Here is a 21226-nt window from a genome sequence, read left to right as displayed (position 1 = left end):
GATATGCCTGATTTTTGGGCCGGCTGGTAACATTGGCCATGCTTATGAAATCCGATACGCCACAACGCGACAGCACAGACGAAGGCACGCCGGTATCCGTGAAGATCCGGGAACGCCTGAACCTCGCCCGCAAACGTTTCAACGCCAACGACAACATTGCCGAGTTCATCGAACCGGGCGAGCTTGAAAAATTGCTGGACGAGGTTGAGGTCAAGATGCAGGGTGTGCTGGACAGCATGGTGATTGACACGGCGAGCGACCACAACACCAACAATACCGCGCGACGCGTCGCCAAGATGTACCTCAATGAGGTATTCAAGGGCCGTTATGTCACGGGGCCAACCATCACTGAATTCCCGAACGCCGAGCATCTCAACGAGCTGATGATCGTCGGTCCGATCACTGTGCGCAGTGCCTGCTCTCACCATTTTTGCCCTGTCATCGGCAAACTCTGGATCGGTGTTCTGCCTAACGAGCATACAAACGTGATTGGGCTGTCCAAATATGCACGCCTGGCAGAGTGGGTGATGGGCCGTCCCCAGATACAGGAAGAGGCTGTGGTGCAACTTGCTGACCTGATACAGGAAAAAACTTCCCCGGACGGCCTGGCCATTGTTATGGAGGCCACCCACTTCTGCATGGGCTGGCGTGGTGTGAAGGATATGGACAGCAAGATGATCAACTCGGTCATGCGAGGTGTCTTCCTGAAAGATCCCAACCTGCGCCGTGAATTCCTCTCTCTGATTCCAAAGCACAACAACGGCAACTGAGGACATTCAAACATGTTGGTACGACTTCTTTACGCCAGCCGAGCCGCTGACCAGACCCCTGCAGCAACAGAAGCCATACTGGCCCAGTCGCGCAGCCACAACCCCGCTTGCGGCATCACCGGCATCCTTTGTTATGGTGGCGGCATCTTTCTGCAGGCCCTGGAGGGCGGCAGGACACAGGTCAGCGAGTTGTATGGGCACATCCAGAAAGACATTCGCCACAAGGATGTCATCCTTCTTCACTACGAAGAAATCTCTGAACGCCGTTTTGGAAGCTGGACCATGGGCCAGGTCAATATTGCCAAACTCAATACTTCAATCCTGCTCAAGTACTCGGAGACGCCCGAGCTCGACCCGTACTCCGTGTCGGGAAAGGTATCCCTTGCTTTGCTTGAAGAATTGATGGCGACCGCCTCCATCATGGGCCGCACCTGACCCTTCAATAATGGCTCAACGCCGACTGGCGCAGTGAGCTGGGTATGTCATGCCGCTTTCCGCGTTTGCCCTGGTCATCCTTGCCGGCCTGATTCACGCCAGCTGGAACATCGCGGCCAAAAAGGCGGGAGGTGACTCCCGCTTCGCTTTTTTCACCAGCATCATGGTGATGCTGGTCTGGGCACCCGTGGGTTTGTGGGCCGCCTGGGGCGTTATACCGGGATGGGACTGGCATGAGTGGGCGCTGATTCTGGTCAGCGGTGTGCTTCATGTGCTGTACTACGTCATCCTGCTGCGCGGCTACCGCAAAGCCGATCTCACGGTGGTGTATCCACTCGCACGTGGCTCAGGCCCCTTGTTGTCCTCCCTTGTGGCCATTGTTTTTCTGGGCGAACAAATCTCTGCACTGGGGCTTGCGGGAATTGCCGCTGTGGTGGCCGGTGTGTTCCTGATTGCCGGCGGCCCTGCACTCTTGCGGGCGGCCCATGAACCTGCCCGTCGAAAGCGGGTCCACAAGGGCATGCTTTATGGCCTGCTGACGGGTGCCTTTATTGCGAGCTACACGGTTGTTGATGGGTATGCCGTCAAGTTCCTGTTGATGTCGCCCATACTGGTTGACTATTTTGGCAATTTTGTGCGTGTTGCGGTATTGGCACCGTCCTTTCTGGGGGACCGCAAGGCCGGACTCGCCCTGTGGCGGAGCCAGTGGAAATATGCACTTCTCATAGGCACCATCAGTCCCTTGTCTTATGTGCTGGTGCTTTATGCCATGCAGGTTGCGCCGCTGTCACATGTTGCTCCCGCGCGTGAGGTGTCCATGCTGTTTGCCGCCCTCATTGGCGGTCACCTGCTTGGCGAAGGGGACCGTGTCCAGCGCCTGTTGGGCGCGGTCCTGATCGCTGCCGGTGTGATGAGCCTTGCCGTGGGTTGACGCCTTCGGGTGCATGACAATCAGGGCATGACTTCTACAGGATTGCTGGTCGGGTGTGATTTTTCAAGCGCACCCACCCGCCATAAACCGATTGTGATGGCTTTGGGAACCTGCTCGTCAGGGCGTGTCCAGCTGTCCAGTATTGAGCATTTGGACTCGCTCGATGCTTTTGGTGAGTGGGTTGCTCGCCCGAAGCACTGGCTGGGTGCTTTTGACTTCCCTTTCGGTCTGCCGCGCGAGCTGGTGCTGCAACTCGACTGGCCGCAGACGTGGCCGGAACTCATCAGGCACTATGCAGGCATGGAGCGAGTGGACATACGGCGTACTTTTGCGGCCTTCTGCAATGCGCGGCCAGTGGGTGGCAAATTTGCACATCGGGCCTCGGACATTCCGGCTGGCGCCAGTCCTTCCATGAAATGGGTCAACCCGCCTGTTGCCTACATGTTGCATGCCGGTGTACCGCGACTGCTGGCAGCCGGTGTGCACATGCCGGGGTTGCATGAAGGTGACCGTACGCGCGTTGCGCTGGAAGCCTATCCCGGATTGCTGGCTCGCGAAATATTGGGGCAGCGCTCGTACAAAAGTGACGACAAGTCCAGGCAGACGCCGGACAGGCTGATTGCGCGCAAGGACCTGATCACTGCACTCGAGCATGGGCAGACCCGATTGTCGCTCCGGCTCAAATTGACGCATGCCCAGCGCGACAGCCTGGCAGATGATGCAAAAGGTGACAGGCTGGATGCCATCCTGTGCCTGATGCAGGCCGCCTGGGCGCAAACCCGGCATGAGGAGGGCGTGCCGCTCTATGGACTTCCACCTGATATTGATCCCATCGAGGGATGGATCATCACTGCATGACATGACGACGTACACGCGGCGATTCAGGAGACGAGCTGAAACCAGTGCCCGCATGGAGAGGCATGGGGTCAAACTGCGGACGGTCCCACGTGCATCGGCGAGCAGCATTCTGCGCAAAGCTGCGGCGGCATTTGCCTGTCTGCTGACGATGTTCGCAGCGCATCCATTGGCTGCAGCATCTCCTCAGGTGCAAACGGGCATTGTCAGTCGGGTGGTCGATGGAGATACCGTCTGGATAAATGGCGGCGGCACATTACTGAAGGTGCGCATCTCAGGCATTGATGCGCCGGAAATCTGTCAACCACACGGTGCCCAGGCGCGGGAAGCCCTGCGGAGAAAGGTACTGGGTCAGATGGTCACCATCACCTACCAGCGTGTTGATGACTATGGGCGGTTATTGGCACGGGTTGATATGGGAGATGAAGACATTGGGCGGTGGATGGTCAGCCACGGGCATGCGTGGTCTTACGGCTACCGCAACTACCGAGGTCCCTATGCGCGAGAGCAACAGGTTTCCAGCAATTCCCGTCTTGGTGTTTTTGCCCTTGATGCGCCCGAGATTCCGCGTGACTTCAGAAAACGCCATGGCAGCTGCTTTCCCTCGGCCCCAGGCAAAAGCCATCACTGATGGCAAAAACAAATGGGTTGGGGTCTGTGACAGTAATTTGCTTGCAGCTGCGGGCGCAAAAAAGCCTCCGTAACGGAGGCTTTTTATATCCGGCGGCAACGCCCGGAAGTTTTATCCTTAAGGACGGACGGCGATATCGTTACGCACAGCACGGACATTCTTCACGCCGCGTGCCAGGGCTTCAGCCTTGTCTTTTTCTGCCTGGGACTTGGCGAAGCCTGAGAGCTGTACCGTGCCATTGAGCGTTTCAACGCTTATGGCGGTGGCCGCAACAGTCTTGTCCTCGACATACTTGGCCTTGACCGCCGTCGTGATGGCGGCATCGTCAACATACGCGCCTGCGGTTTCCTGGCCACGCACAACGGCGCAGCCTGTGGACAAAATGGTGATACCGGCCAGGGCGGCAAATGCGATTGCGCGAGCGTATTTCATATTATTTCCTTTGATGATTGAAGTCTGTCAGTGCTGTAGTTAAAAAGCCTGTTGATCGGTCGCACTACGTCGATCAACCGGTGGTTAATGGTGGTGTTTTAAACGGGGGTCGTGAACTCGCCGGGGATTCGGCTGGATCAATACATTCATGGGCTTTCCCCCGTGTGATGCTCTGTCTCCGCGCCCCGCGACAGCAGTGACATCAAGAGAACGGGCAGGTCCGATGTCTTGATCGCTGCAAATACGAGGCCGGTCACGGATATGAGCCGCCACGGTCGAAATACAACCGCGGCAGCCCCTACGCCCGCAGCAATTCCCAATAGCTGCAGCGGTTTTTCTTCTGCGTATCGGCCAAGTGCAGGTTTTGCCAGGCTGAGTACCAGTTGGGCAGGATGGTGCTGCCACCAGACCCTGGCCGTATGTTTGATGGCTGACCAGGATCCTGCCCGGGGAGGAGGCTCCCCATAGCCCTCCATGCCGTCCGAACCGGAATGATTTGCACTGTTGCGCTCAGAGCCTTCCTCATGATTCATGTAACGAACGATGGCGTTGCGGCTTGCCGTGAGACGTTGCTGGGGGGTAAGGTCAGGTGCGTTCATGATCTGCCTCAAGCTGCCATACGAAGCGCGTGAATGTCGCTGTCGAGTTGGGCCTTCAGTTCCGTAAAATTCTCCTGCGGCAGAGGTTGCCTGGTTTTCAGGAAGGCAAGCATTGTCAGTATCAAAGCGAATCCTGGCACTGCAACAAGTGTCCAGTGGAACTGGTTATGGATAAATCCGAGCATCAGTGCGATACCGGTGAGGGACAGAAAAAGAAATCCGCACAACACAACCAAAACCCACACGGCGACCCGCTCCACGAAATTCGTTCCCATCGCCTTCACCTCCTGGTTGAACAGGGCAGCGTACGCCGATGCATGGTCTGCAACCAGATCCGGACGTTGTATGACGGTGGAGAACAGGGGGTGAAGCATGGTTTTGTGCACTTGTTTTTGGTTCGGCGGTACGCAGTTCATGCACGCATGAAGGCATATCCGCCGTTCGCGATCAGGTCGGCTTAATAGCGGTTGCGGTTGCGACTGGCTGATACAAGCAGTGCAACTGCCGCCCCAACCGCCGCTGCGATCAGCACAGAACGCACAGGTTGTTCCGACACGTACTGTGTTGTGGCACTTGCATACCGCGACAACGATTGCTGCGCTTTTTCTTTGGCTTCGGCCGCGATGTCAAGGCTCTGACGAGCCAGCTTCTGGGCCTTCATTGCCATGGCTTCGATCATGGGATCCACGTTGCCCCGCAGTTCGCGCACCTTGTCTTCAGCGCGATCCAGCGCGTCATTGGCATACACACGGGTGTTGTCAACTGCTTTTTCTGCAGAGTGCAATGCTTGATCCGAAGCCTGCTTTACGCCGGAAACACCGGGAAGTGAATCGGGGGTTCGGGATGTGGTGATGGTCATGAAAGTTCCTTGGGTTAGGTGGGGTCTGGAGGCTTGAAGCGGAATTGCCTGTCGTCAGCGCGGCAGGCGGCGGTATGGAATCAGTTTTTACGCAGAAGGCTTACGACAAAGCTGACAACGGCCATGATGGCGAAGATGAAAAACAGAATCTTTGCGATTTCCACCGCACCAGCTGCGATGCCGCCAAACCCAAAAACTGCGGCGATCAATGCAATGACCAAAAACACGACAGAGTAGTGCAACATGTAAGCTCCTTGAAGAGGGGTTTTTCAGTGCCGTCCCCACTCATCTTGGCGAGTGGGAGTCGGACTCTTGAAACATGCTGCAAGCTTATGTACTGACGCCGGTTTTAGTCATCGGCTGTCGTGCCGCAGAGTTGTCAGCAGCGTAGTTCACGTGCCGTAGGACGATGCTGACAGTTTATTGTCCGTTAACCACCGCTCACACGAAAACTGCGCATGTGCCAGATGGCACTGACGCTGTTTGCCCCTGGTCGGGCATATCAGATCAGATGGTCTTTGGCAGCACAGCGGAAATACGTGTGCCAACTCCCCTGGCGCTTTCAACCGTCAGCCGCCCGCCAGCGGCTTCCACGCGGTGGCGCATTCCAGCCAGGCCATGACTGCTGCTGGAGACATTGCTGACTTCAAAGCCCTTGCCGTTGTCATGAACCTCGATCAGGATGTAGCTCTCCATGTTCTGAAGACTGATCACGGCCTGGGTTGCTTCGGCATATTTCGCAATGTTGGTGAGCGACTCCTGCACCAGTCGGTACACAGTCAGCTGCGCCGATCCGCCGAGATCTACGGTTTCGAGATCGGTGGTGATGGACAGACCCGAGCGCTCCTCGAACTCCCGCGCGAGAATTTCCAGCGATGCAACCAGTCCGAGGTGCGACAACGACGATGGCCTGAGGTCTTCCACAATACGGCGCTTCAACGCAATACCGCTGTTAAGTGTCTCCGTGAGATGGGCCAGCCGGTCTGCAGCCTCCGGCAGGTTGCCTGCCAGGCGCGATTTCAGCCTTGCCACATCGAGTTTTGCGGCCGTGAGCAGGGCGCCGAGCTCGTCGTGCAGTTCGCGGGCAAGATGCCCCCGTTCATCTTCACGGACATTTTGCAGGTGGGTAGCCAGCTCGGCGAGGTTGGCTGTTCGCTCCCTTACCTGCAGATCCAGCTGATCCCGTTCCCGCTGCAAGGACTCTTTCTCCCGCTCTCCCGATTTCAGCAGGGCCTGGGTCTGCAGAAGGTACATGTAGAAAGCAAGCAGACCTGCCATGGCCATGATGGCGACACCGATACGGGACAGCTGCAATGTCTGCTTGATCTGCAACTGGGCCTGTTCCATGCGCGTGATGCTTCTGGCTGCAAGTTTGACGGACTGGGCACGAATCGCTTCCATGTGCTCCTGACCCACGTCGGTCGTCATGACGAACTTCCAGGCGTCTTCGTTACCCTCGCGGCGCATTCTCACGCTCAGATCCATCTCCGCCAGCTTGCTCGATACGTGACGCGACATGGCGGCGAATTCGGTCAGCTGGTCCGGATAGGGAACAAAGAGCTGACGCAGGACGTCCAGGTTCTGGTTGATCTCTGCGGTAGCCGCACTGTAAGGTTCCAGGTAGCGGGCTTCGCCGGTGAGGAGGTACCCGCGCTGGCCTGTCTCGGCATCTAGCACATGCTGCATGAGTTTGTTGAGTGCCCCCCGGGTTTGCTGCGCCTCTTCGATACTGGCAGCAGCAGCGGTAGACTGGCTAAAACTGAGTTCATTGATGAAAATCAGGATGGCAGCTGCCAGCACTGCCAGGGGCAGGCTGATGGCCATTTTGGGAAGCGCAAATTTTTTCATGACAAGATCAGTAGGATACTTCCCGATGTTATTCGTCAATAATGGGTACTGAAATTAATGTGGGCAGCCGGCTGGTTAGCCTGTGTCACACCGTTTACCTGCAATGCAGGCTTTCCTAGAAAGACAGCGACATGATCAAAATTGGAATTGTGGATGACCACGCGATTGTGCGGTCCGGGCTCAAGCAATTTTTCTCCGACCAGGTGGATTTGCGTGTTGTTGGTGAGGCTGGCAGTGGCCGGGAGGCTATTGACCTCGTGCGCAATGTCGAACTTGATATTCTGGTCATGGATTTGTCCATGCCGGGCCAAAGCGGCATTGACGCGTTGGCGATGATACGTGCCAAGGCGCCTGACGTCGGCATTCTCATTTTGAGCGGTTATCCTGAAGAGCACTACGCGGTCAACCTGATCCGCCAGGGCGCCAGTGGTTACCTCAACAAGGAATGTGACCCTGCCGAAATTGTCGATGCGATACGCGTCATTTCCCTTGGAAAGCGCTACATCACACCGACGGTTGCGGAGCTTCTTGCCCAGCAACTGAACAGGCCCAATGACATGGCGTCGCACGAGCAGCTGTCGGAACGCGAATTCCAGGTGTTCCTCAAGCTTGCCAAGGGCGAAACCGCCGGCGACATCGCCAAGGCCCTGTCGCTCAGTGTCAAAACCGTGAGCACCTACAGAACGCGGGTGATGGAAAAGATGAGTCTTGCGTCTAACAGCGACCTGACTTACTACGCCCTGAAGAACAAGCTGATCGACTGATTTCGCCTGTGCCCTGAAATCGTGTTTACAACGCGGTTTCACCCGCTGGTGCTGCCTAGCTGAATGCAATAGTCCACCAGCGCGTCAATCTCATTGGATTTGTCGAATACGGCATCCACGCCTATCTGCGCGCAGCGCTGGCGAATGTCTGTAGTCGCGTAGTTGCTCAGGACCACAACCTTCTGTGACGGTTTTCGGTTACGGCAGGCGCTGAGCACCCCCAGACCGCTGCCTTGTTTGAGAAACAGGTCGATGATGGCCAGATCCCAGTCGCCAGATCTTGTCGTGAGCCAGGCCTTGCCTTCATTTTCCGTGTCTGCGGTGCCCACGGCTTCAACGCTTGCAAGTTCTTCAAGAGTCGCAATTAGGTTTTCGCGAATGGTCGGGTTGTCTTCGACTATGAAGGTTTTCAATCTCACGGGATCAGGTCCAGGTGGGCCGCTGCTGCCGGCGATGGCTCGTGGTGCCTTGCTGTGAGTATCACGTTGCAAGGTCTGGTTGTTTCCTAATGTATCTGCATTTGTCTCGATTCTGACAGCACGCGGGTGTGCGGGCTGTAGGATGTTTCCTACCCATGGCTGTAGGCAGACGCCCACACCTTTCAATGGCGATGGCCCATGGTCTTGTCGGGTTGGCCGGCCGACATTAAGGGATGCCTACAACTCCCTCCGCAGAACTTCCTGACCCTGCTGCACGACAGACCGTCGGCAGGCGAATTTTCGTGGGGGTGGCGTTATTTATTCTGGCGCTGGTATTGCTTATCGTGTTTTTTCCGTGGGACGCCATGCGGGGCCCGATCAACCGATATGTTTCCGACCAGCTCGGCCGCCGTTTTGAGATCACCCAGCACTTGTCGGTTGGCCTTGGCCGAACGGTCACGGTGCGTGCTGAAGGGCTTGAACTGGCCAATCCCGAGTGGGCCAGCGAGCCCTATCTGGTCAAGGCCAGGGCGGCGGAGTTTGATATCAGATTGTGGCCCCTGCTCAGGGGCAAGGTGGAGTTGCCCCGGATTTCGCTGATAGAACCCCAGATAGGCCTGCAGGTGGAACCGGATGGCCGCCGCACATGGGCACTGTCGCGTGACACCTCGGATACGGGCTCGGTGCCGGTGATAGGCGCGTTGACTGTGGATGCCGGCACCCTAAAGTACCGCGCATCTGCGCAGGGCGCAGACATGAGTGCACAATTTTCGCTTGTGGCGGAAGGCAGCACACCCGCAACCGGGACGAGGGGGACGTCTTTGTCTGACCTGCCATTGACTTACAAGGTGGCGGGCAAGTGGCGCAATGCGCCGTTTACCGCCAACGGCCGGGCAGGCGGCGTGCTGCAGCTCAGCAAGGACTTTCAGGCCGCATTTCCCCTTGAGGTCAATGCTGCTGCAGGTCATACCATGCTCAAGGCCAAAGGCACGATTGAAAACCTGCAGGAATTGAGTGGGCTTAACGCAAGTTTTGACATTCAGGGCCACGATCTTGAGGAGCTTTACCGGCTTGCCGGGGTGGTTCTGCCCTCTACGCCGCCCTACAAGCTGCGGGGCCGGCTGGACAAGCATGGTGATGTGTGGTCTGCGCGGCAGATTCAGGGGGTGCTGGGCAGTTCTGACCTGAGCGGGGATCTGACCTTTGATACTTCATCAGCTGTTCCTTTGCTCACCGGCAAGGTTCAGTCAAGGCTGCTGGACTTTGAGGATCTGAGGCCGGTCATCGGTTTGCCTGTGAAGGCCGCTGTAAAGTCTGCCAAAGACCCGGGCACCGTAGTGGCCGGTGCTGCGGGCGCAAAGCCTGTAACCGTGGCCAAAGGCAACCCTTCCCGCAAGGTTCTGCCAACTGCAACGCTCGATCTTGTGCGCCTGAAATCCATGAATGCCGATGTGGTTTACAGCGCCACGAAAATCCGTCACGTGGAAGAACTCCCACTGGACAAGGGCAGCGTTCACGTGAAGCTGAACAATGGCGTACTCCAGCTTGATCCGCTCATGCTCGCGGTTGCGGGTGGCTCCCTTGCCGGCAAGTTCAGTGTTGATGTCAATGTGGTGCCTGCTGCTTTCGATGCACACCTTGCATTGCGTGCAGTCCAGCTTAACCAGCTCTTCCCGACCATAGAAAGCACAAAAAGCTCTTTTGGAAAGGTCAGCGGGCAGGTGAACCTGACGGGGCGCGGAAATTCTGCAGCGCAGATGCTCGCGTCATCTTCCGGTGACGTGGCTGTGTTGATGGGCAAAGGTGAACTCAGCAACATATTGCTGGAGTTCATGGGCCTGGATGGTGGCGAGGTGATCAAGTTCCTTGTGCGCGGGGACCGCAACGTCAAGCTGCTTTGTTCAGCTGCCGCGTTTGAGGTCAAGCAGGGCATGATGAGCAGCAAGGTGATCGTGCTCGATACGTCTGACACGGTGATCAACGGGGCTGGACAGATCAATCTGGCGAACGAGACCCTGGACATCACCTTGCATCCCCAGCCCAAGGACCACAGTATTTTGAGTCTACGTTCGCCCCTGAAGATTGGCGGCACGTTTGCATCGCCTTCAGCGGGCCCTGACAAACTCGCTCTGGGTGCCCGTGCCGGCCTGACTCTTGGGCTGGCATTCATCAACCCCCTGCTGGCGCTGGCCGCAACCATAGAGACGGGCCCGGGTGAAGATGCGGACTGCCGCGGTGCGCTTGCGGTTGCTGCAGACCCCAAAGCGAAAGCCCAGCCAGCGGCGGCTGGCTCGCCAGTGGCGACCGTCCAGCCCGGTAAACGTGCTGAGGTTTCCGCTCCGGCCCCCACGCCAGCCCAGGCGGTGAACTAAAGAACGGGACCAGCGGGCCGGTGACCGCAAACTGCACAATGCGGATCCCGCGGCATCTGCAATTCGCTCCACGACATGCTGCGGCCGTCCAGCATCAGCATGCGACCCGTCAGTGGGTCCCCCGTTCCGCAAAGCACCTTCAGGGCTTCTGCCGCCTGAACGCTGCCAATGATGCCTACCAGTGGCGCAAAAACGCCCATGGTCGCGCACTGCACCTCTTCCACATGCTCTGTTTCAGGAAATACGCAGGCATAGCAGGGTGACGATGCGCGGCGTGTGTCATACACGGCCACCTGCCCATCGAACCTGATGGCCGCGCCGGATACAAGTGGTTTTTGATGCCTGACCGCAGCCCGGTTGATGGCATGCCGTGTGGCGAAGTTGTCGGTGCAGTCAACCACGAGATCAGCCTGTGCTGCGAGCGTGTCGAGCAGCGCATCATCCGCTCGTTGTGTGACCGCCGTCAGCTGCACATCCGGGTTGATGTCTGCAATCGACTGCCTTATGGACTCGGCCTTGAACTGCCCGATGCCTGAAAGCGTGTGGGCGATCTGCCGCTGGAGGTTGGTGGCGTCGACGGTGTCGTGATCGACCACGGTGATGTGCCCTATGCCGGCACTGCCCAGGTAGAGCGCCACGGGTGAGCCGAGCCCGCCCGCACCGACTATCAGTACATGTGAGGCCAGGAATTTCTCCTGGCCTTCTATGCCTACTTCATCGAGCAGGATGTGCCGCGAATAACGCAGCAGCTGCGTGTCGTTCACGGCTGGTTCATGAAATGGTCAGGCGGCAGCTGATGCTCGGCCAGTGGTCCTGTCAGTTGTCTTTTTTCTCGTTCTTGTTTTCAACTACAGCGGTCTTGCTCACCATTACCGGACGCCCCTTGAGCTTGTTGAGGGCCTGGATCAGGGGAAAGTCCTTGTCACTGCCAAGCTCGGGCGGGCGGCGTTGCTCGGGCGGCTTCCTGGAGTCCTCTTCGAGGCGCTTCAATGCTTCTTCGCGGGCCTTCTCGCGCGCTGCATCCTTGACTTCTGCGCCCTGGCCGCTGTTGAGGTGTTTTTCAAGGTCGGCTTCACGGGTGCGCAGGACTGCAAACGGGCTGCCCTCCAGCGTTTCGTCAACCATCACGTCAGGAACAATGCCGCGTGCCTGGATGGATTTGCCGCTTGGCGTGAAATAGCGGGCCGTGGTCAGCTTGATACCGGTATCAGGCCCGAGGGGACGAACGGTTTGCACCGAACCCTTGCCGAAGGTCTGGTTTCCCATGATGATGGCGCGCTTGTGGTCCTGCAGGGCACCGGCGACGATCTCGCTGGCAGAGGCCGAGCCTTCATTGACCAGTACGACCAGGGGCACGGTCTTCATCGCTGCCGGCAGCCGCTTGAGCGGGTCATTGCTGGTGGCGCGGCGCAGATAGAACTCTGGCGAGGCCTTGTAGATGAATTTGCTTTCGGCCAGTTGCCCGTTGGTAGACACAACCGTCACGTTCTCGGGCAGGAATGCGGCAGAGATCGCCACGGCCGCATCAAGCAGGCCACCCGGGTCGTTGCGCAGGTCAAGCACCAGACCCTTGAGGTTGGGTTCCTGCTTGTAGATGGCTTCCATCTTGGTGACGAAATCGTCAACAGTGCGTTCCTGGAACTGGCTCAGGCGAATCCATGCGTAACCCGGCTCAATGACCTTGCTGCGCACGGACTGGGTGCGGATTTCTTCGCGGACTATGGTCACGGGGAAGGTGCGGCTTTCATCCTTGCGGAAGATGGTCAGCACCACCTTGCTTTTGGGCTCGCCGCGCATTTTCTTGACGGCATCAGTGAGGGACAGGCCCTTGACGGCGGTGTCATCAATCTTGGTGATCAGGTCATTGGGTTTGAGGCCGGCGCGGTCGGCGGGTGAGCCTTCGATGGGCGAGACCACCTTGACCAGCCCGTCTTCCTGGCTGATCTCAATGCCAACGCCGACAAAACGGCCGCTGGTGCCTTCGCGGAATTCCTTGAAGGACTTTTTGTCGAAATAGGCGGAGTGGGGGTCCAGGCTGGCGACCATGCCGGAGATGGCGTCGGAAATCAGTTTCTTTTCATCAACCGGCTCGACGTAATCGGTCTTGACCATGCCAAAAACCGCAGCAAGCTGCTGCAGTTCTTCAAGCGGCAGGGGGGCCAGGCCGCCACGTGCAACCGCCTGCAACTGCACCGTGGTGAGGGCGCCTGCCATGGCGCCGATTGAAATCCAGCCAGCGATTTTCAGCTTTTGACCCATACAAAAATACCTTTTTAGCCTGTGGGGGCGCACTTTTTGCACCCTTGTCTGAACAATATACACCTAGGACAAAGACCGAGCGCTTCAGTTCCTTTGCGTCACTGCATATGTACGCAAAAAATGCGCAAATAGACGTCAATCAGGCCATTTTGAGCAGGGTTTTACCCGACGTTTACATTGTCCAGCGTCTGTAGGCCCTAGCTGGTGCTCATGACCTTGCCCGGCGCACCGGCTGCCGCAGCAGCCTTGGCGGCTGCTTCGGCGTCACCCAGGTAGTAGTGGCGCAAGGCTTTCAGGTCTGCGTCGAGCTCATAGACCAGCGGTATCCCATTGGGAATATTCAGGCCCACGATATCGTCATCCGAGATGTTGTCCAGGTGCTTGACCAGCGCCCGGATCGAGTTGCCGTGGGCGGCCACCAGAATGCGTTTGCCGGCCTGTATGGCGGGGGCCATGGCTTCATTCCAGAAGGGCAGCACGCGCGCCACCGTGTCCTTGAGGCATTCCGTCAGGGGCACCTGTTCGGGCAGCAGCTTCGCGTAGCGCACATCGGCCCGCTCGCTGCGCTCGTCGTCCGGTGCCAGCGGCGGTGGCGGCACGTCGTAGCTGCGGCGCCAGGCCAGCACCTGGGCGTCGCCGTACTTTGCGGCGGTTTCGGCCTTGTTCAGGCCCTGCAGGCCGCCGTAATGGCGTTCATTGAGCCGCCAGCTGTGAACCACGGGCAGCCAGGTGCGGTCCATTTCATCGAGCGCGTGCCAGAGCGTGTGGGTCGCGCGCTTGAGCACGCTGGTGTAGGCGACATCAAAGTCATAGCCTTCGGCCTTGAGCAGCCTGCCGGAGTTTCGGGCCTGTTCAATACCGGTTTCCGTCAGGGGCACGTCGGTCCAGCCGGTGAAGCGGTTTTCAAGGTTCCAGGTCGATTCACCGTGGCGGATAAGGACGAGTTTGTACATTTTTTGGGGTTCTGGAAGGATTTTGGGAAGGGCTTGGTAAGGTCAAAAGATGGGGCTGATCCGGCCCGTTTACACCTCCATTCTAAAATCACGCCTTTGCCCTCCCATTTGCCTCCCGAAAACACCAAAGGTTCAACGTGAAATTTCTGATCGACAACTGGATGCTGTTCGCGATTGCCCTTGCCTCCGGCGGCATGTTGCTCTGGCCGACGATTGCCAGCGGCATGAATGCCGGCGCCCTCAGCGCTGCAGGTGCCGTACAGCTCATCAACCGCGAAAGGGCTGTCGTCGTTGATGTCTGCGAGCCCGATGAATACGCTGCCGGCCATGTGGGCGGGGCCAAAAACGTGCCTTTCAGCGAGCTGGAAGAGAAGCTGCCGCTGGCGGTCAAGAACAAGGGCGTCCCGCTCATCCTGGTGTGCGCCACTGGCGCCCGGGCCAACCGCGCTGTGGCCGTCGCCAAAAAACTCGGTTACGAGCAGGCCCAAGCACTGGGCGGCGGGCTGAAATCATGGAAAGACGCTAACCTTCCCCTTGAGAAAGCCTGAAGGCGCAACTACTACTGGATGAGTGGAGCGCGCGCCAGACGCCCCCCAGAACAGGAACCCGACCATGCAAACCGTCAAGATCTACACCACAGGCACCTGCCCCTACTGCATACACGCCAAGCAGCTTTTGAAGGCGCGCGGCGCAGAGTTTGATGAGGTTCGCGTCGACCTCGTGCCCGGTGAGCGCCAGAAGATGATGGAGATTTCCGGCCGCCGCACGGTGCCGCAGATTTTCATAGGCGAAACCCATGTGGGCGGCTGCGACGACCTCGTCGCGCTGGACGGCCAGGGCGGCCTGATGCCGCTTCTCAACGCTTCTTGAATCCACGATAAAAACCTGGCGTACCTTGCCGGAGCGGGGCTTTTGCAGGCAGGGGCCGCGGGACCGGCTTTGCCGGACCGCAGGCGCAGCGGCCCCTCGGGGGCAGGGAGCTACACAAAGTGAGCGACCGTGGGGTCCACATTCCTTGAGATAATGAGTTCCAAGCCTGTGCGAGTCGCAGGCCGTTTTAATTCACCACCGCAAACCCGAAAGATCACCATGGCTGAAGCCAACCAGGACCCCGTATTCCAGATCCAGCGCGTCTACCTGAAGGACGTCTCGCTTGAGCAGCCCAACTCCCCTGAAATCCTGATGAGCCAGGAGCAGCCTGCGGTTGACATCCAGCTTGGCGTTGAAGCCACCCCTGTGGCCGACGGCATTTTTGAAGTGGCCGTGACAGCCACCGTGCAGACCAAGATCGGCGACAAGACCGTGTTCCTGGTCGAGGCCAAGCAGGCCGGCATTTTTGAAATGCGCAACATGCCGCCAGAGCAGCTCAACGCCGTGCTCGGCATCGCCTGCCCGCAGATCGTCTACCCCTACCTGCGCGGCAACGTGGCCGACGTGATCCAGCGCGGCGGTTTCCCGCCTGTGCACCTGGCTGAAATCAACTTCCAGGCCATGTACGAACAGCAGCAGGCCGCTGCCGCCGCCGAGCCAGCCGCCCCGCAAATCATCGTCTGATCTTGCTGCCCGCCAGCAGGCGCGCCACGCCTCCCGCCATGCCTCCCGCCATACCAGGTTCACCGGCTCACCCCTCATGAACATCACCATTCTGGGCGCCGGTGCCTGGGGCACGGCGCTGGCCGTCAATGCAGCGTCGCGGCGCAGCGCCGGCCACAGCATCACCCTGTGGTCGCGTGACGCAGCCACGGCTGCCCGGCTTCAGGCCGAACGCAGCAACAGCCGATACCTGCCGGGCGTCGCCCTGCCCGGCAACCTGAACATTGCAGGCGGTGCAGGCACACTGGCCGACGCGATCAATGGCCAGGACCTGCTCATCATTGCCACGCCCGTGTCTGGCGTGCGCGGCCTGCTGCAGGATTTGGTGCAGGCAAAAGCGCCTGTCGCCTGGCTCAGCAAGGGTTTTGAAGCGGCTGTAGCAAGCGCGGCCCAGCCCTACGGCCTGATGGTTCATGAGATTCGTGCGCAGGTCGCTCCGGCGCTCAAGGCCGGCGTGCTCAGCGGCCCCAGCTTCGCACAGGAAGTCGCCAACGGCCAGCCCACTGCATTGGTCGCGGCCAGCGAGCATGCCGACGTGCGGGCGGCCCTGGTCGAAGGCTTTCACGGCAGTACGCTGCGCGTCTACGCCAATGACGACATCGTGGGTGTCGAGGTGGGCGGCGCCGTCAAGAACGTGCTGGCGATTGCTACGGGCCTCTGTGACGGCCTGCAACTGGGGCTGAATGCACGCGCAGCGCTGATTACGCGTGGCCTGGCCGAAATGACCCGCCTGGGCGTGGCGCTGGGCGCCCGCGCCGAAACCTTCACCGGCCTGTCAGGCCTGGGCGACCTGGTGCTGACTGCCACAGGCGACCTCAGCCGCAACCGCAAGGTCGGCCTGGCGCTGGCGCAGGGCAAAACACTGGATCAGGCCGTGGCCTCGCTTGGCCATGTGGCCGAAGGCGTTTACTGCGCCCGCACCGTTGTGCAGCGCGCCGCAGGGCTGGGTGTCGAAATGCCAATTTCGCAGGCCGTCGTCGCCCTGCTGGACGGCAAGCTCACGCCGCCTGAAGCGGTGTCGCTGCTGATGGGGCGCAACCCCACCGCCGAGTTGCCCTGATCCCGTACCGTTGATACAGCAGTTGCTATTTATTTGGTAGCTGCTCACGCTTGTGTTTATTGGGCTGCAGCTTGATTTGATGCCTGGAAAATGCCTTGAAATTGACTAAAAGTTAACTTATATATTAACTTTTTTGATTTCTTGAGTTGAATTCCACAAAAATGTTAACTCCTATATTAACTTTTGCGTTCTTGAATGGGTGTTTTGGATGCCAAATTTGGCTTTAGATCAATAGATACGTACGTGAGTAGCTATTGATTTGATAGCGGAGTGGCAAATGGCGTCAGGGAAGGTGTCATGGGGTGGAAGATGGCGACTGTCAGACGGCTTTGCTGTAGCTGAAATAAACCTCGTCACGCACCCAGCCCAGCGATTCATACAGCGCCTGTGCGGCATGGTTGTTTTTGGCGGTGCTCAAATCCAGCCGTGCAAAGCCGTGGGTACGCGCGTGCTCATGCGCCGCCAGCAGCAGCGCCCGGCCGGCGCCTGTCTTGCGCGCACCGGGCGCTACAAACAGGTCGTAAAGCGTGTAGATGGGTTTGGCCAGCACAGAGCAGAAGCCCGGGTAGAGCTGGCAAAAACCGGTGAGGGTTCTGTTGTGGCCATCTTCAGATTCGGCGACAAGAATGACCGAATCGCTGTTCAACAAACGGTTGCTGATGAAGCGCGTGGCCAGCCTGAGGTCGTCTGGTTGCTCGTAGAACTGGCGGTAGGCGTTAAACAGGGCGGCGACTGATGGCATATCAGCCGTAGTGGCTTGTCTAACCGTTATCCCCTTCATGGTTTGCCCGCCAGTGCTGCCATGTACAAGGGCGTATTGGATATGTCGTTGTGGCCCACCCCGGGAATGACTTTCAGTGACGCCACGCCCGGTTTGAAGGCTGCCAGCAGGCGGCGTGTGCTGGCAGACGGGATGACTTCATCATGCTCGGCCTCGATGACCAGTGTTTTTGCCGAGACGGCAGGCGCATAGCTGGTGGAATCATAGTTGTCCCGCAAAAGCCAGCGAACGGGCAGCCAGGGGAACGCGCTCGCGGCCAGGGCCCGGATGCTGTCGTAGGGCGTGACAAGTACCAGCCGGTTAACTGGCCGCTGGCTGGCCAGACGCACTGCCACACCGCTCCCCAGACTGCGTCCGATGACCAGCACTTCAGCGTGCTGGGTGTGAATTTTGTCAAAGAGTGCAAGCGCATCGGCGCTGATGTCCGCCTCGGACGGGCTGCCCGTGCTGCCGCCATAGCCGCGGTAGTGCAGCAGGTAGATGGCATGCTCTGGAAAAGCCTCTGATAGCGCGGGCAGGTTGTACGAAACATCCTCCCCGTTGCCACCAAAATAAACCAGTGCTTTTGTTCCTTTTGCCTGTCGCACGGTGACGATCAGGTCAGCGCCCGGTACCTGCAGTTTGAGCGTGCTGGCGGCCGCCGTGATGGAACGCGGCTGGGGATAGTAGATCAGCGAGCGCTGGTAGCTGTATGCAGCGATGCAAATGCCAGCGTAAGCCAGAGCAAGCAAGGCGATGACCCAGCCAAGAATGCGCATCCCGCTGCGCAGCCTAGATTTCGAGGTTGTCAATCAGCCGCGTGCTGCCCAGTTTTGCGGCGCCCAGCACCACCAGGGGCTCCTCCATGGATGCCTGCGGCGGCATCAGGTCGGCGCGGCGGCGCACGGTGAGGTAGTCGGGCTTCCAGCCGCGGCGGGCGAGGGCCTGCATGGCTTGCGCTTCAAGAGCCGGCAGGTCGGCCGGTGTGGCGGCCCTGGCGGCTGCACCGAGTGCCTTGAGGGCTTTTGAAAGTTCTGCCGCTTCCTTGCGTTCGGCTTCGCTGAGGTAGCCATTGCGTGATGACAGCGCCAGGCCGTCTTCGGCGCGCTGGGTTTCACCGGCGAGGATTTCAATCGGCAGCGCAAACTGCTGCACCATGCGGCGCACAACCATGACCTGCTGGTAGTCCTTCTTGCCGAAGGCGGCGATGCCCGAGGGCATGCCGGCATACACGCAAGAGAAAAGCTTGAGCACCACGGTGCTGACGCCTATGAAAAAACCGGGCCTGAAGTGGCCTTCAAGAATGTCGCTCAGGTCGGTGGCCGGGTGCATCTTGTAGGTTTGCGGCTGGGGGTACAGCTCCTGCTCGCGTGGGGCAAACAGCACGTTGCAGCCCGCGGCTTCCAGGCGCTGCGCGTCGGCGTCGAGTGTGCGCGGGTAGCTGTCGAAGTCTTCATGCGGGGCAAACTGCAGGCGGTTGACGAAGATGCTGGAGACGGTCACGTCGCCCAGCGGTTTGGCCTGTTTGACGAGGGCGATATGGCCGTCGTGCAGGTTGCCCATGGTGGGCACAAAGGCCGGGCGTTTGTAGCTGCTGAGCTTTTCGCGCAGCTCGGCGATGGTGTGGACGATGTGCATGGTTTGTCTCCCTTGGCGAATTGTTTTTTACCAGGCGTGGCTGGCGTTGACCGGAAAGCTGCCGTCCTTCACGGCGCGTACATACGCTTCCATGGCGCCGCGAATGCTGGCGGTTTTGTTGTCCGGGCCTTCCATGAAGTTGCGCACGAACTTCGCCATCTTGCCGAGGTTCATGCCCAGCATGTCGTGCAGCACCAGCACCTGGCCGGAAGTGCCGTCGCCTGCGCCTATGCCAATGGTCGGGCAGTGCGTCAGTGTTTTGGTCAGCTCTGCAGACAGGGCTGCAGGCACCATCTCCAGCACCAGCATGGCGGCGCCTGCGTCCTGCAGCGCGGTGGCCTCGCGCCTGAGCAGCGCGGCTGATTCATCGGACTTGCCCTGTACGCGATAGCCGCCCAGTGCATGCACGGTTTGCGGCGTCAGGCCCAGGTGCGCGCAGACCGGTATGCCGCGCTCGACCAGAAAACGCACGACTTCGGCGGTCCACCCACCGCCTTCAAGCTTGACCATGTGCGCCCCGGCCTGCATCAGCACGACGGCGCTGCGCAGCGCCTGCTCTTTTGATTCGTGATACGAGCCGAAGGGCAGGTCGCCGATCAGCCAGGCTGTGCCCTGCGAGCGGCGCAGGCCGTTGGCCACGCTCTCGGTGTGGTGACGCATGGTTTCCAGCGTGACGCCGACGGTGCTGGTCAGGCCCTGGCAGACCATGCCCAGCGAATCGCCGACCAGGATGCACTCAACGCCCGCGGCATCGGCCACGGCGGCAAAGGTGGCGTCGTAGGCCGTCAGCATGGCGATTTTTTCGCCATGGGCATGCATCTCGCGCAGGCGCGGCAGGCTCATCGGTTTGCGCGCCGAAGGTGTCGACGATGGCGGCAACGTGCCGTAGGGCGTACCCGAGGCCGCAGCGGCGGAAGAGGTGTTTGAAGTCATGAGGCAACCCGTGAAATTAGGCAGAGTCTAACCAGCCCCGGCAAGCCGGTGCCAGCTGCGTCAGGCGGCCTGTGGCGCCGAGCGTGTCATGCCCAGGCGGTCCAGCAGGTCAACATCGGCCTGGGTGTCGGGGTTGCCGGTGGTCAGAAGCTTGTCGCCGTAAAAAATCGAGTTGGCGCCGGCGAGGAAACACAAGGCCTGTATGCCGTCACCCATTTGCTGGCGGCCTGCAGACAGGCGCACGCGTGCGGTCGGCATGGTGATGCGCGCCACGGCAATGGTGCGCACAAATTCAAACGGGTCCAGGTCGGCCTGGTTGGCCAGCGGTGTGCCCTCTACCTTGACGAGGTTGTTGATGGGCACCGACTCGGGGTAGGGCGTGAGGTTGGCCAGTTCGGCCACCAGGCCGGCGCGCTGGCGGCGGCTTTCACCCATGCCGACAATGCCGCCGCAGCAGACCTTGACGCCGGCTCTGCGCACGCGCGCCAGCGTGTCGAGCCGGTCCTGGTAGTCGCGTGTGGTGATGATGTCACCGTAAAAATCGGGGGCGCTGTCGAGATTGTGGTTGTAGTAGTCCAGGCCCGCGCTCTGCAGGGTCTGGGCGTGGCCATCTTCCAGCATGCCCAGCGTGGCGCAGGTCTCCAGCCCCAGCGCCTTGACGGTGCGCACCAGTTCGGCGACCTTTTCAATGTCGCGGTCCTTGGGTGAACGCCAGGCGGCGCCCATGCAGAACCTTGTGGCACCTGCGGCCTGCGCACGCTGGGCTGCGAGCAGCACTTCTGCCGGCTCCATCAGCTTGCTGGCCTCCACGCCAGTGTCGTAGCGGGCAGCCTGCGGGCAGTAACCGCAGTCTTCAGCGCAGCCGCCGGTCTTGACCGACAGCAAGGTGGCAAATTCAACATGCGTGGGGTTGAAGTTTTCACGGTGCACGGTTTGGGCGCGGTGCATCAGTTCAGGAAACGGCAGATTGAACAGCGCTTCGATGTCGTCAACGCTCCAGCGGCCGTGTTCGCGTTCAGGTGCGGCCGGGCGTGGTGGGTGGAAGGCAATGGGTTGGGTCAGGATAGAGGACATGAATGTGGCGCTCCTAATGTATTGAAATATTCACAAATGCA

General features: G+C 59.4%; 26 protein-coding genes. 11 read left to right on the top strand and 15 right to left on the bottom strand.

The annotated features are described in order from the left end of the window. Positions 1 to 38: 38 nt before the first annotated feature. The 5 genes from folE to HYX42_RS13705 are packed head-to-tail and all read left to right on the top strand — an operon-like array spanning position 39 to position 3622. A complete protein-coding gene (gene folE, locus HYX42_RS13725) occupies positions 39 to 770 on the top strand; it encodes a GTP cyclohydrolase I (protein WP_293403916.1) in 732 nt (243 codons plus the stop codon). A 12-nt stretch (positions 771 to 782) separates the two neighbouring features. After that, positions 783 to 1205 (top strand): BLUF domain-containing protein, encoded by a 423-nt coding sequence (locus HYX42_RS13720; RefSeq protein WP_293403915.1) that lies wholly within the window; start codon positions 783 to 785, stop codon positions 1203 to 1205. A gap of 49 nt (positions 1206 to 1254) precedes the next feature. Then, on the top strand, positions 1255 to 2136 hold the full coding sequence (locus HYX42_RS13715) for a DMT family transporter (protein WP_293403914.1): 882 nt from the start codon (positions 1255 to 1257) through the stop codon (positions 2134 to 2136). Between the two features lie 27 nt (positions 2137 to 2163). Continuing rightward, the gene (locus HYX42_RS13710; RefSeq protein WP_293403912.1) at positions 2164 to 2994 is read left to right on the top strand and encodes a DUF429 domain-containing protein; all 831 of its coding nucleotides are present in this window, start codon (positions 2164 to 2166) and stop codon (positions 2992 to 2994) included. Position 2995: 1 nt separating this feature from the next. After that, positions 2996 to 3622, top strand: a complete 627-nt coding sequence (locus HYX42_RS13705; protein ID WP_293403910.1) for a thermonuclease family protein — start codon at positions 2996 to 2998, stop codon at positions 3620 to 3622. Positions 3623 to 3739: 117 nt separating this feature from the next. On the opposite strand, the gene HYX42_RS13700 is transcribed toward HYX42_RS13705, so the two are convergent. From HYX42_RS13700 to HYX42_RS13675, 6 genes are all read right to left on the bottom strand, one after another. Beyond that, entirely contained in the window at positions 3740 to 4054 is a 315-nt protein-coding gene (locus HYX42_RS13700; RefSeq protein ID WP_293403908.1) for a BON domain-containing protein, read from the bottom strand. A gap of 146 nt (positions 4055 to 4200) precedes the next feature. Beyond that, positions 4201 to 4653, bottom strand: coding sequence for a hypothetical protein (locus HYX42_RS13695; protein ID WP_293403906.1), 453 nt, complete (start codon positions 4651 to 4653; stop codon positions 4201 to 4203). Between the two features lie 8 nt (positions 4654 to 4661). Beyond that, positions 4662 to 5027: a hypothetical protein gene (locus tag HYX42_RS13690; protein ID WP_293403904.1), complete on the bottom strand. Its 366-nt coding sequence runs from the start codon at positions 5025 to 5027 to the stop codon at positions 4662 to 4664. A gap of 83 nt (positions 5028 to 5110) precedes the next feature. Then, positions 5111 to 5512 (bottom strand): hypothetical protein, encoded by a 402-nt coding sequence (locus HYX42_RS13685; protein ID WP_293403902.1) that lies wholly within the window; start codon positions 5510 to 5512, stop codon positions 5111 to 5113. An 80-nt stretch (positions 5513 to 5592) separates the two neighbouring features. Beyond that, entirely contained in the window at positions 5593 to 5757 is a 165-nt protein-coding gene (locus tag HYX42_RS13680) for a DUF1328 domain-containing protein (RefSeq protein WP_293403900.1), read from the bottom strand. 262 nt (positions 5758 to 6019) lie between these two features. Next, on the bottom strand, positions 6020 to 7360 hold the full coding sequence (locus tag HYX42_RS13675) for a CHASE3 domain-containing protein (protein WP_293403898.1): 1341 nt from the start codon (positions 7358 to 7360) through the stop codon (positions 6020 to 6022). A 131-nt stretch (positions 7361 to 7491) separates the two neighbouring features. Here HYX42_RS13675 and HYX42_RS13670 point away from each other — a divergent pair, with 131 nt between their 5' ends. After that, positions 7492 to 8124 carry a response regulator transcription factor gene (locus HYX42_RS13670; protein ID WP_293403897.1) on the top strand — a complete coding sequence of 211 codons (633 nt, stop codon included), beginning with the start codon at positions 7492 to 7494 and terminating at the stop codon, positions 8122 to 8124. A gap of 38 nt (positions 8125 to 8162) precedes the next feature. Here HYX42_RS13670 and HYX42_RS13665 read toward each other — a convergent pair whose 3' ends face one another. Beyond that, positions 8163 to 8543 carry a response regulator gene (locus tag HYX42_RS13665; protein WP_293403895.1) on the bottom strand — a complete coding sequence of 127 codons (381 nt, stop codon included), beginning with the start codon at positions 8541 to 8543 and terminating at the stop codon, positions 8163 to 8165. Between the two features lie 233 nt (positions 8544 to 8776). Here HYX42_RS13665 and HYX42_RS13660 point away from each other — a divergent pair, with 233 nt between their 5' ends. After that, entirely contained in the window at positions 8777 to 10915 is a 2139-nt protein-coding gene (locus tag HYX42_RS13660; RefSeq protein WP_293403893.1) for an AsmA family protein, read from the top strand. On the opposite strand, the gene HYX42_RS13655 is transcribed toward HYX42_RS13660, so the two are convergent. The 3 genes from HYX42_RS13655 to gpmA all read right to left on the bottom strand — a co-directional run bounded on the left by HYX42_RS13655 (position 10912) and on the right by gpmA (position 14127). After that, on the bottom strand, positions 10912 to 11679 hold the full coding sequence (locus HYX42_RS13655) for a HesA/MoeB/ThiF family protein (RefSeq protein ID WP_293403891.1): 768 nt from the start codon (positions 11677 to 11679) through the stop codon (positions 10912 to 10914). The two genes, HYX42_RS13660 and HYX42_RS13655, sit on opposite strands and share 4 nt — an antisense overlap. A gap of 52 nt (positions 11680 to 11731) precedes the next feature. Further along, positions 11732 to 13174 carry a S41 family peptidase gene (locus HYX42_RS13650; protein ID WP_293403889.1) on the bottom strand — a complete coding sequence of 481 codons (1443 nt, stop codon included), beginning with the start codon at positions 13172 to 13174 and terminating at the stop codon, positions 11732 to 11734. Positions 13175 to 13371: 197 nt separating this feature from the next. Continuing rightward, on the bottom strand, positions 13372 to 14127 hold the full coding sequence (gene gpmA / locus HYX42_RS13645) for a 2,3-diphosphoglycerate-dependent phosphoglycerate mutase (RefSeq protein ID WP_293403887.1): 756 nt from the start codon (positions 14125 to 14127) through the stop codon (positions 13372 to 13374). A gap of 137 nt (positions 14128 to 14264) precedes the next feature. Here gpmA and HYX42_RS13640 point away from each other — a divergent pair, with 137 nt between their 5' ends. From HYX42_RS13640 to HYX42_RS13625, 4 genes are all read left to right on the top strand, one after another. Continuing rightward, entirely contained in the window at positions 14265 to 14675 is a 411-nt protein-coding gene (locus tag HYX42_RS13640; RefSeq protein WP_293403885.1) for a rhodanese-like domain-containing protein, read from the top strand. 64 nt (positions 14676 to 14739) lie between these two features. Next, entirely contained in the window at positions 14740 to 14997 is a 258-nt protein-coding gene (gene grxC / locus HYX42_RS13635; protein ID WP_293403883.1) for a glutaredoxin 3, read from the top strand. A 219-nt stretch (positions 14998 to 15216) separates the two neighbouring features. Further along, positions 15217 to 15681, top strand: coding sequence for a protein-export chaperone SecB (secB, locus tag HYX42_RS13630; RefSeq protein WP_293403881.1), 465 nt, complete (start codon positions 15217 to 15219; stop codon positions 15679 to 15681). A 76-nt stretch (positions 15682 to 15757) separates the two neighbouring features. After that, positions 15758 to 16780: an NAD(P)H-dependent glycerol-3-phosphate dehydrogenase gene (locus HYX42_RS13625; protein ID WP_293403879.1), complete on the top strand. Its 1023-nt coding sequence runs from the start codon at positions 15758 to 15760 to the stop codon at positions 16778 to 16780. A 319-nt stretch (positions 16781 to 17099) separates the two neighbouring features. Here the strand turns inward: HYX42_RS13625 and HYX42_RS13620 are convergent, their stop codons facing one another. The 5 genes from HYX42_RS13620 to bioB are packed head-to-tail and all read right to left on the bottom strand — an operon-like array spanning position 17100 to position 21185. Further along, positions 17100 to 17522: an N-acetyltransferase gene (locus tag HYX42_RS13620; RefSeq protein ID WP_293403877.1), complete on the bottom strand. Its 423-nt coding sequence runs from the start codon at positions 17520 to 17522 to the stop codon at positions 17100 to 17102. Between the two features lie 35 nt (positions 17523 to 17557). Continuing rightward, on the bottom strand, positions 17558 to 18352 hold the full coding sequence (locus HYX42_RS13615) for an alpha/beta fold hydrolase (RefSeq protein WP_293403875.1): 795 nt from the start codon (positions 18350 to 18352) through the stop codon (positions 17558 to 17560). Then, positions 18333 to 19178 (bottom strand): pantoate--beta-alanine ligase, encoded by an 846-nt coding sequence (gene panC, locus HYX42_RS13610; RefSeq protein WP_293403873.1) that lies wholly within the window; start codon positions 19176 to 19178, stop codon positions 18333 to 18335. The genes HYX42_RS13615 and panC overlap by 20 nt, the downstream gene beginning before the upstream one ends. A 27-nt stretch (positions 19179 to 19205) precedes the next feature. Next, positions 19206 to 20111 carry a 3-methyl-2-oxobutanoate hydroxymethyltransferase gene (gene panB, locus HYX42_RS13605; protein WP_293403871.1) on the bottom strand — a complete coding sequence of 302 codons (906 nt, stop codon included), beginning with the start codon at positions 20109 to 20111 and terminating at the stop codon, positions 19206 to 19208. Positions 20112 to 20171: 60 nt separating this feature from the next. After that, positions 20172 to 21185 carry a biotin synthase BioB gene (gene bioB, locus HYX42_RS13600; protein ID WP_293403869.1) on the bottom strand — a complete coding sequence of 338 codons (1014 nt, stop codon included), beginning with the start codon at positions 21183 to 21185 and terminating at the stop codon, positions 20172 to 20174. Between the last annotated feature and the right edge of the window lie 41 nt (positions 21186 to 21226).

The sequence above is a fragment of the Polaromonas sp. genome (genome assembly GCF_016185115.1).
In the GTDB taxonomy this organism is placed as follows: Bacteria; Pseudomonadota; Gammaproteobacteria; order Burkholderiales; family Burkholderiaceae_C; genus Polaromonas.
This window is presented reverse-complemented; position numbering and strand designations above follow the sequence as displayed.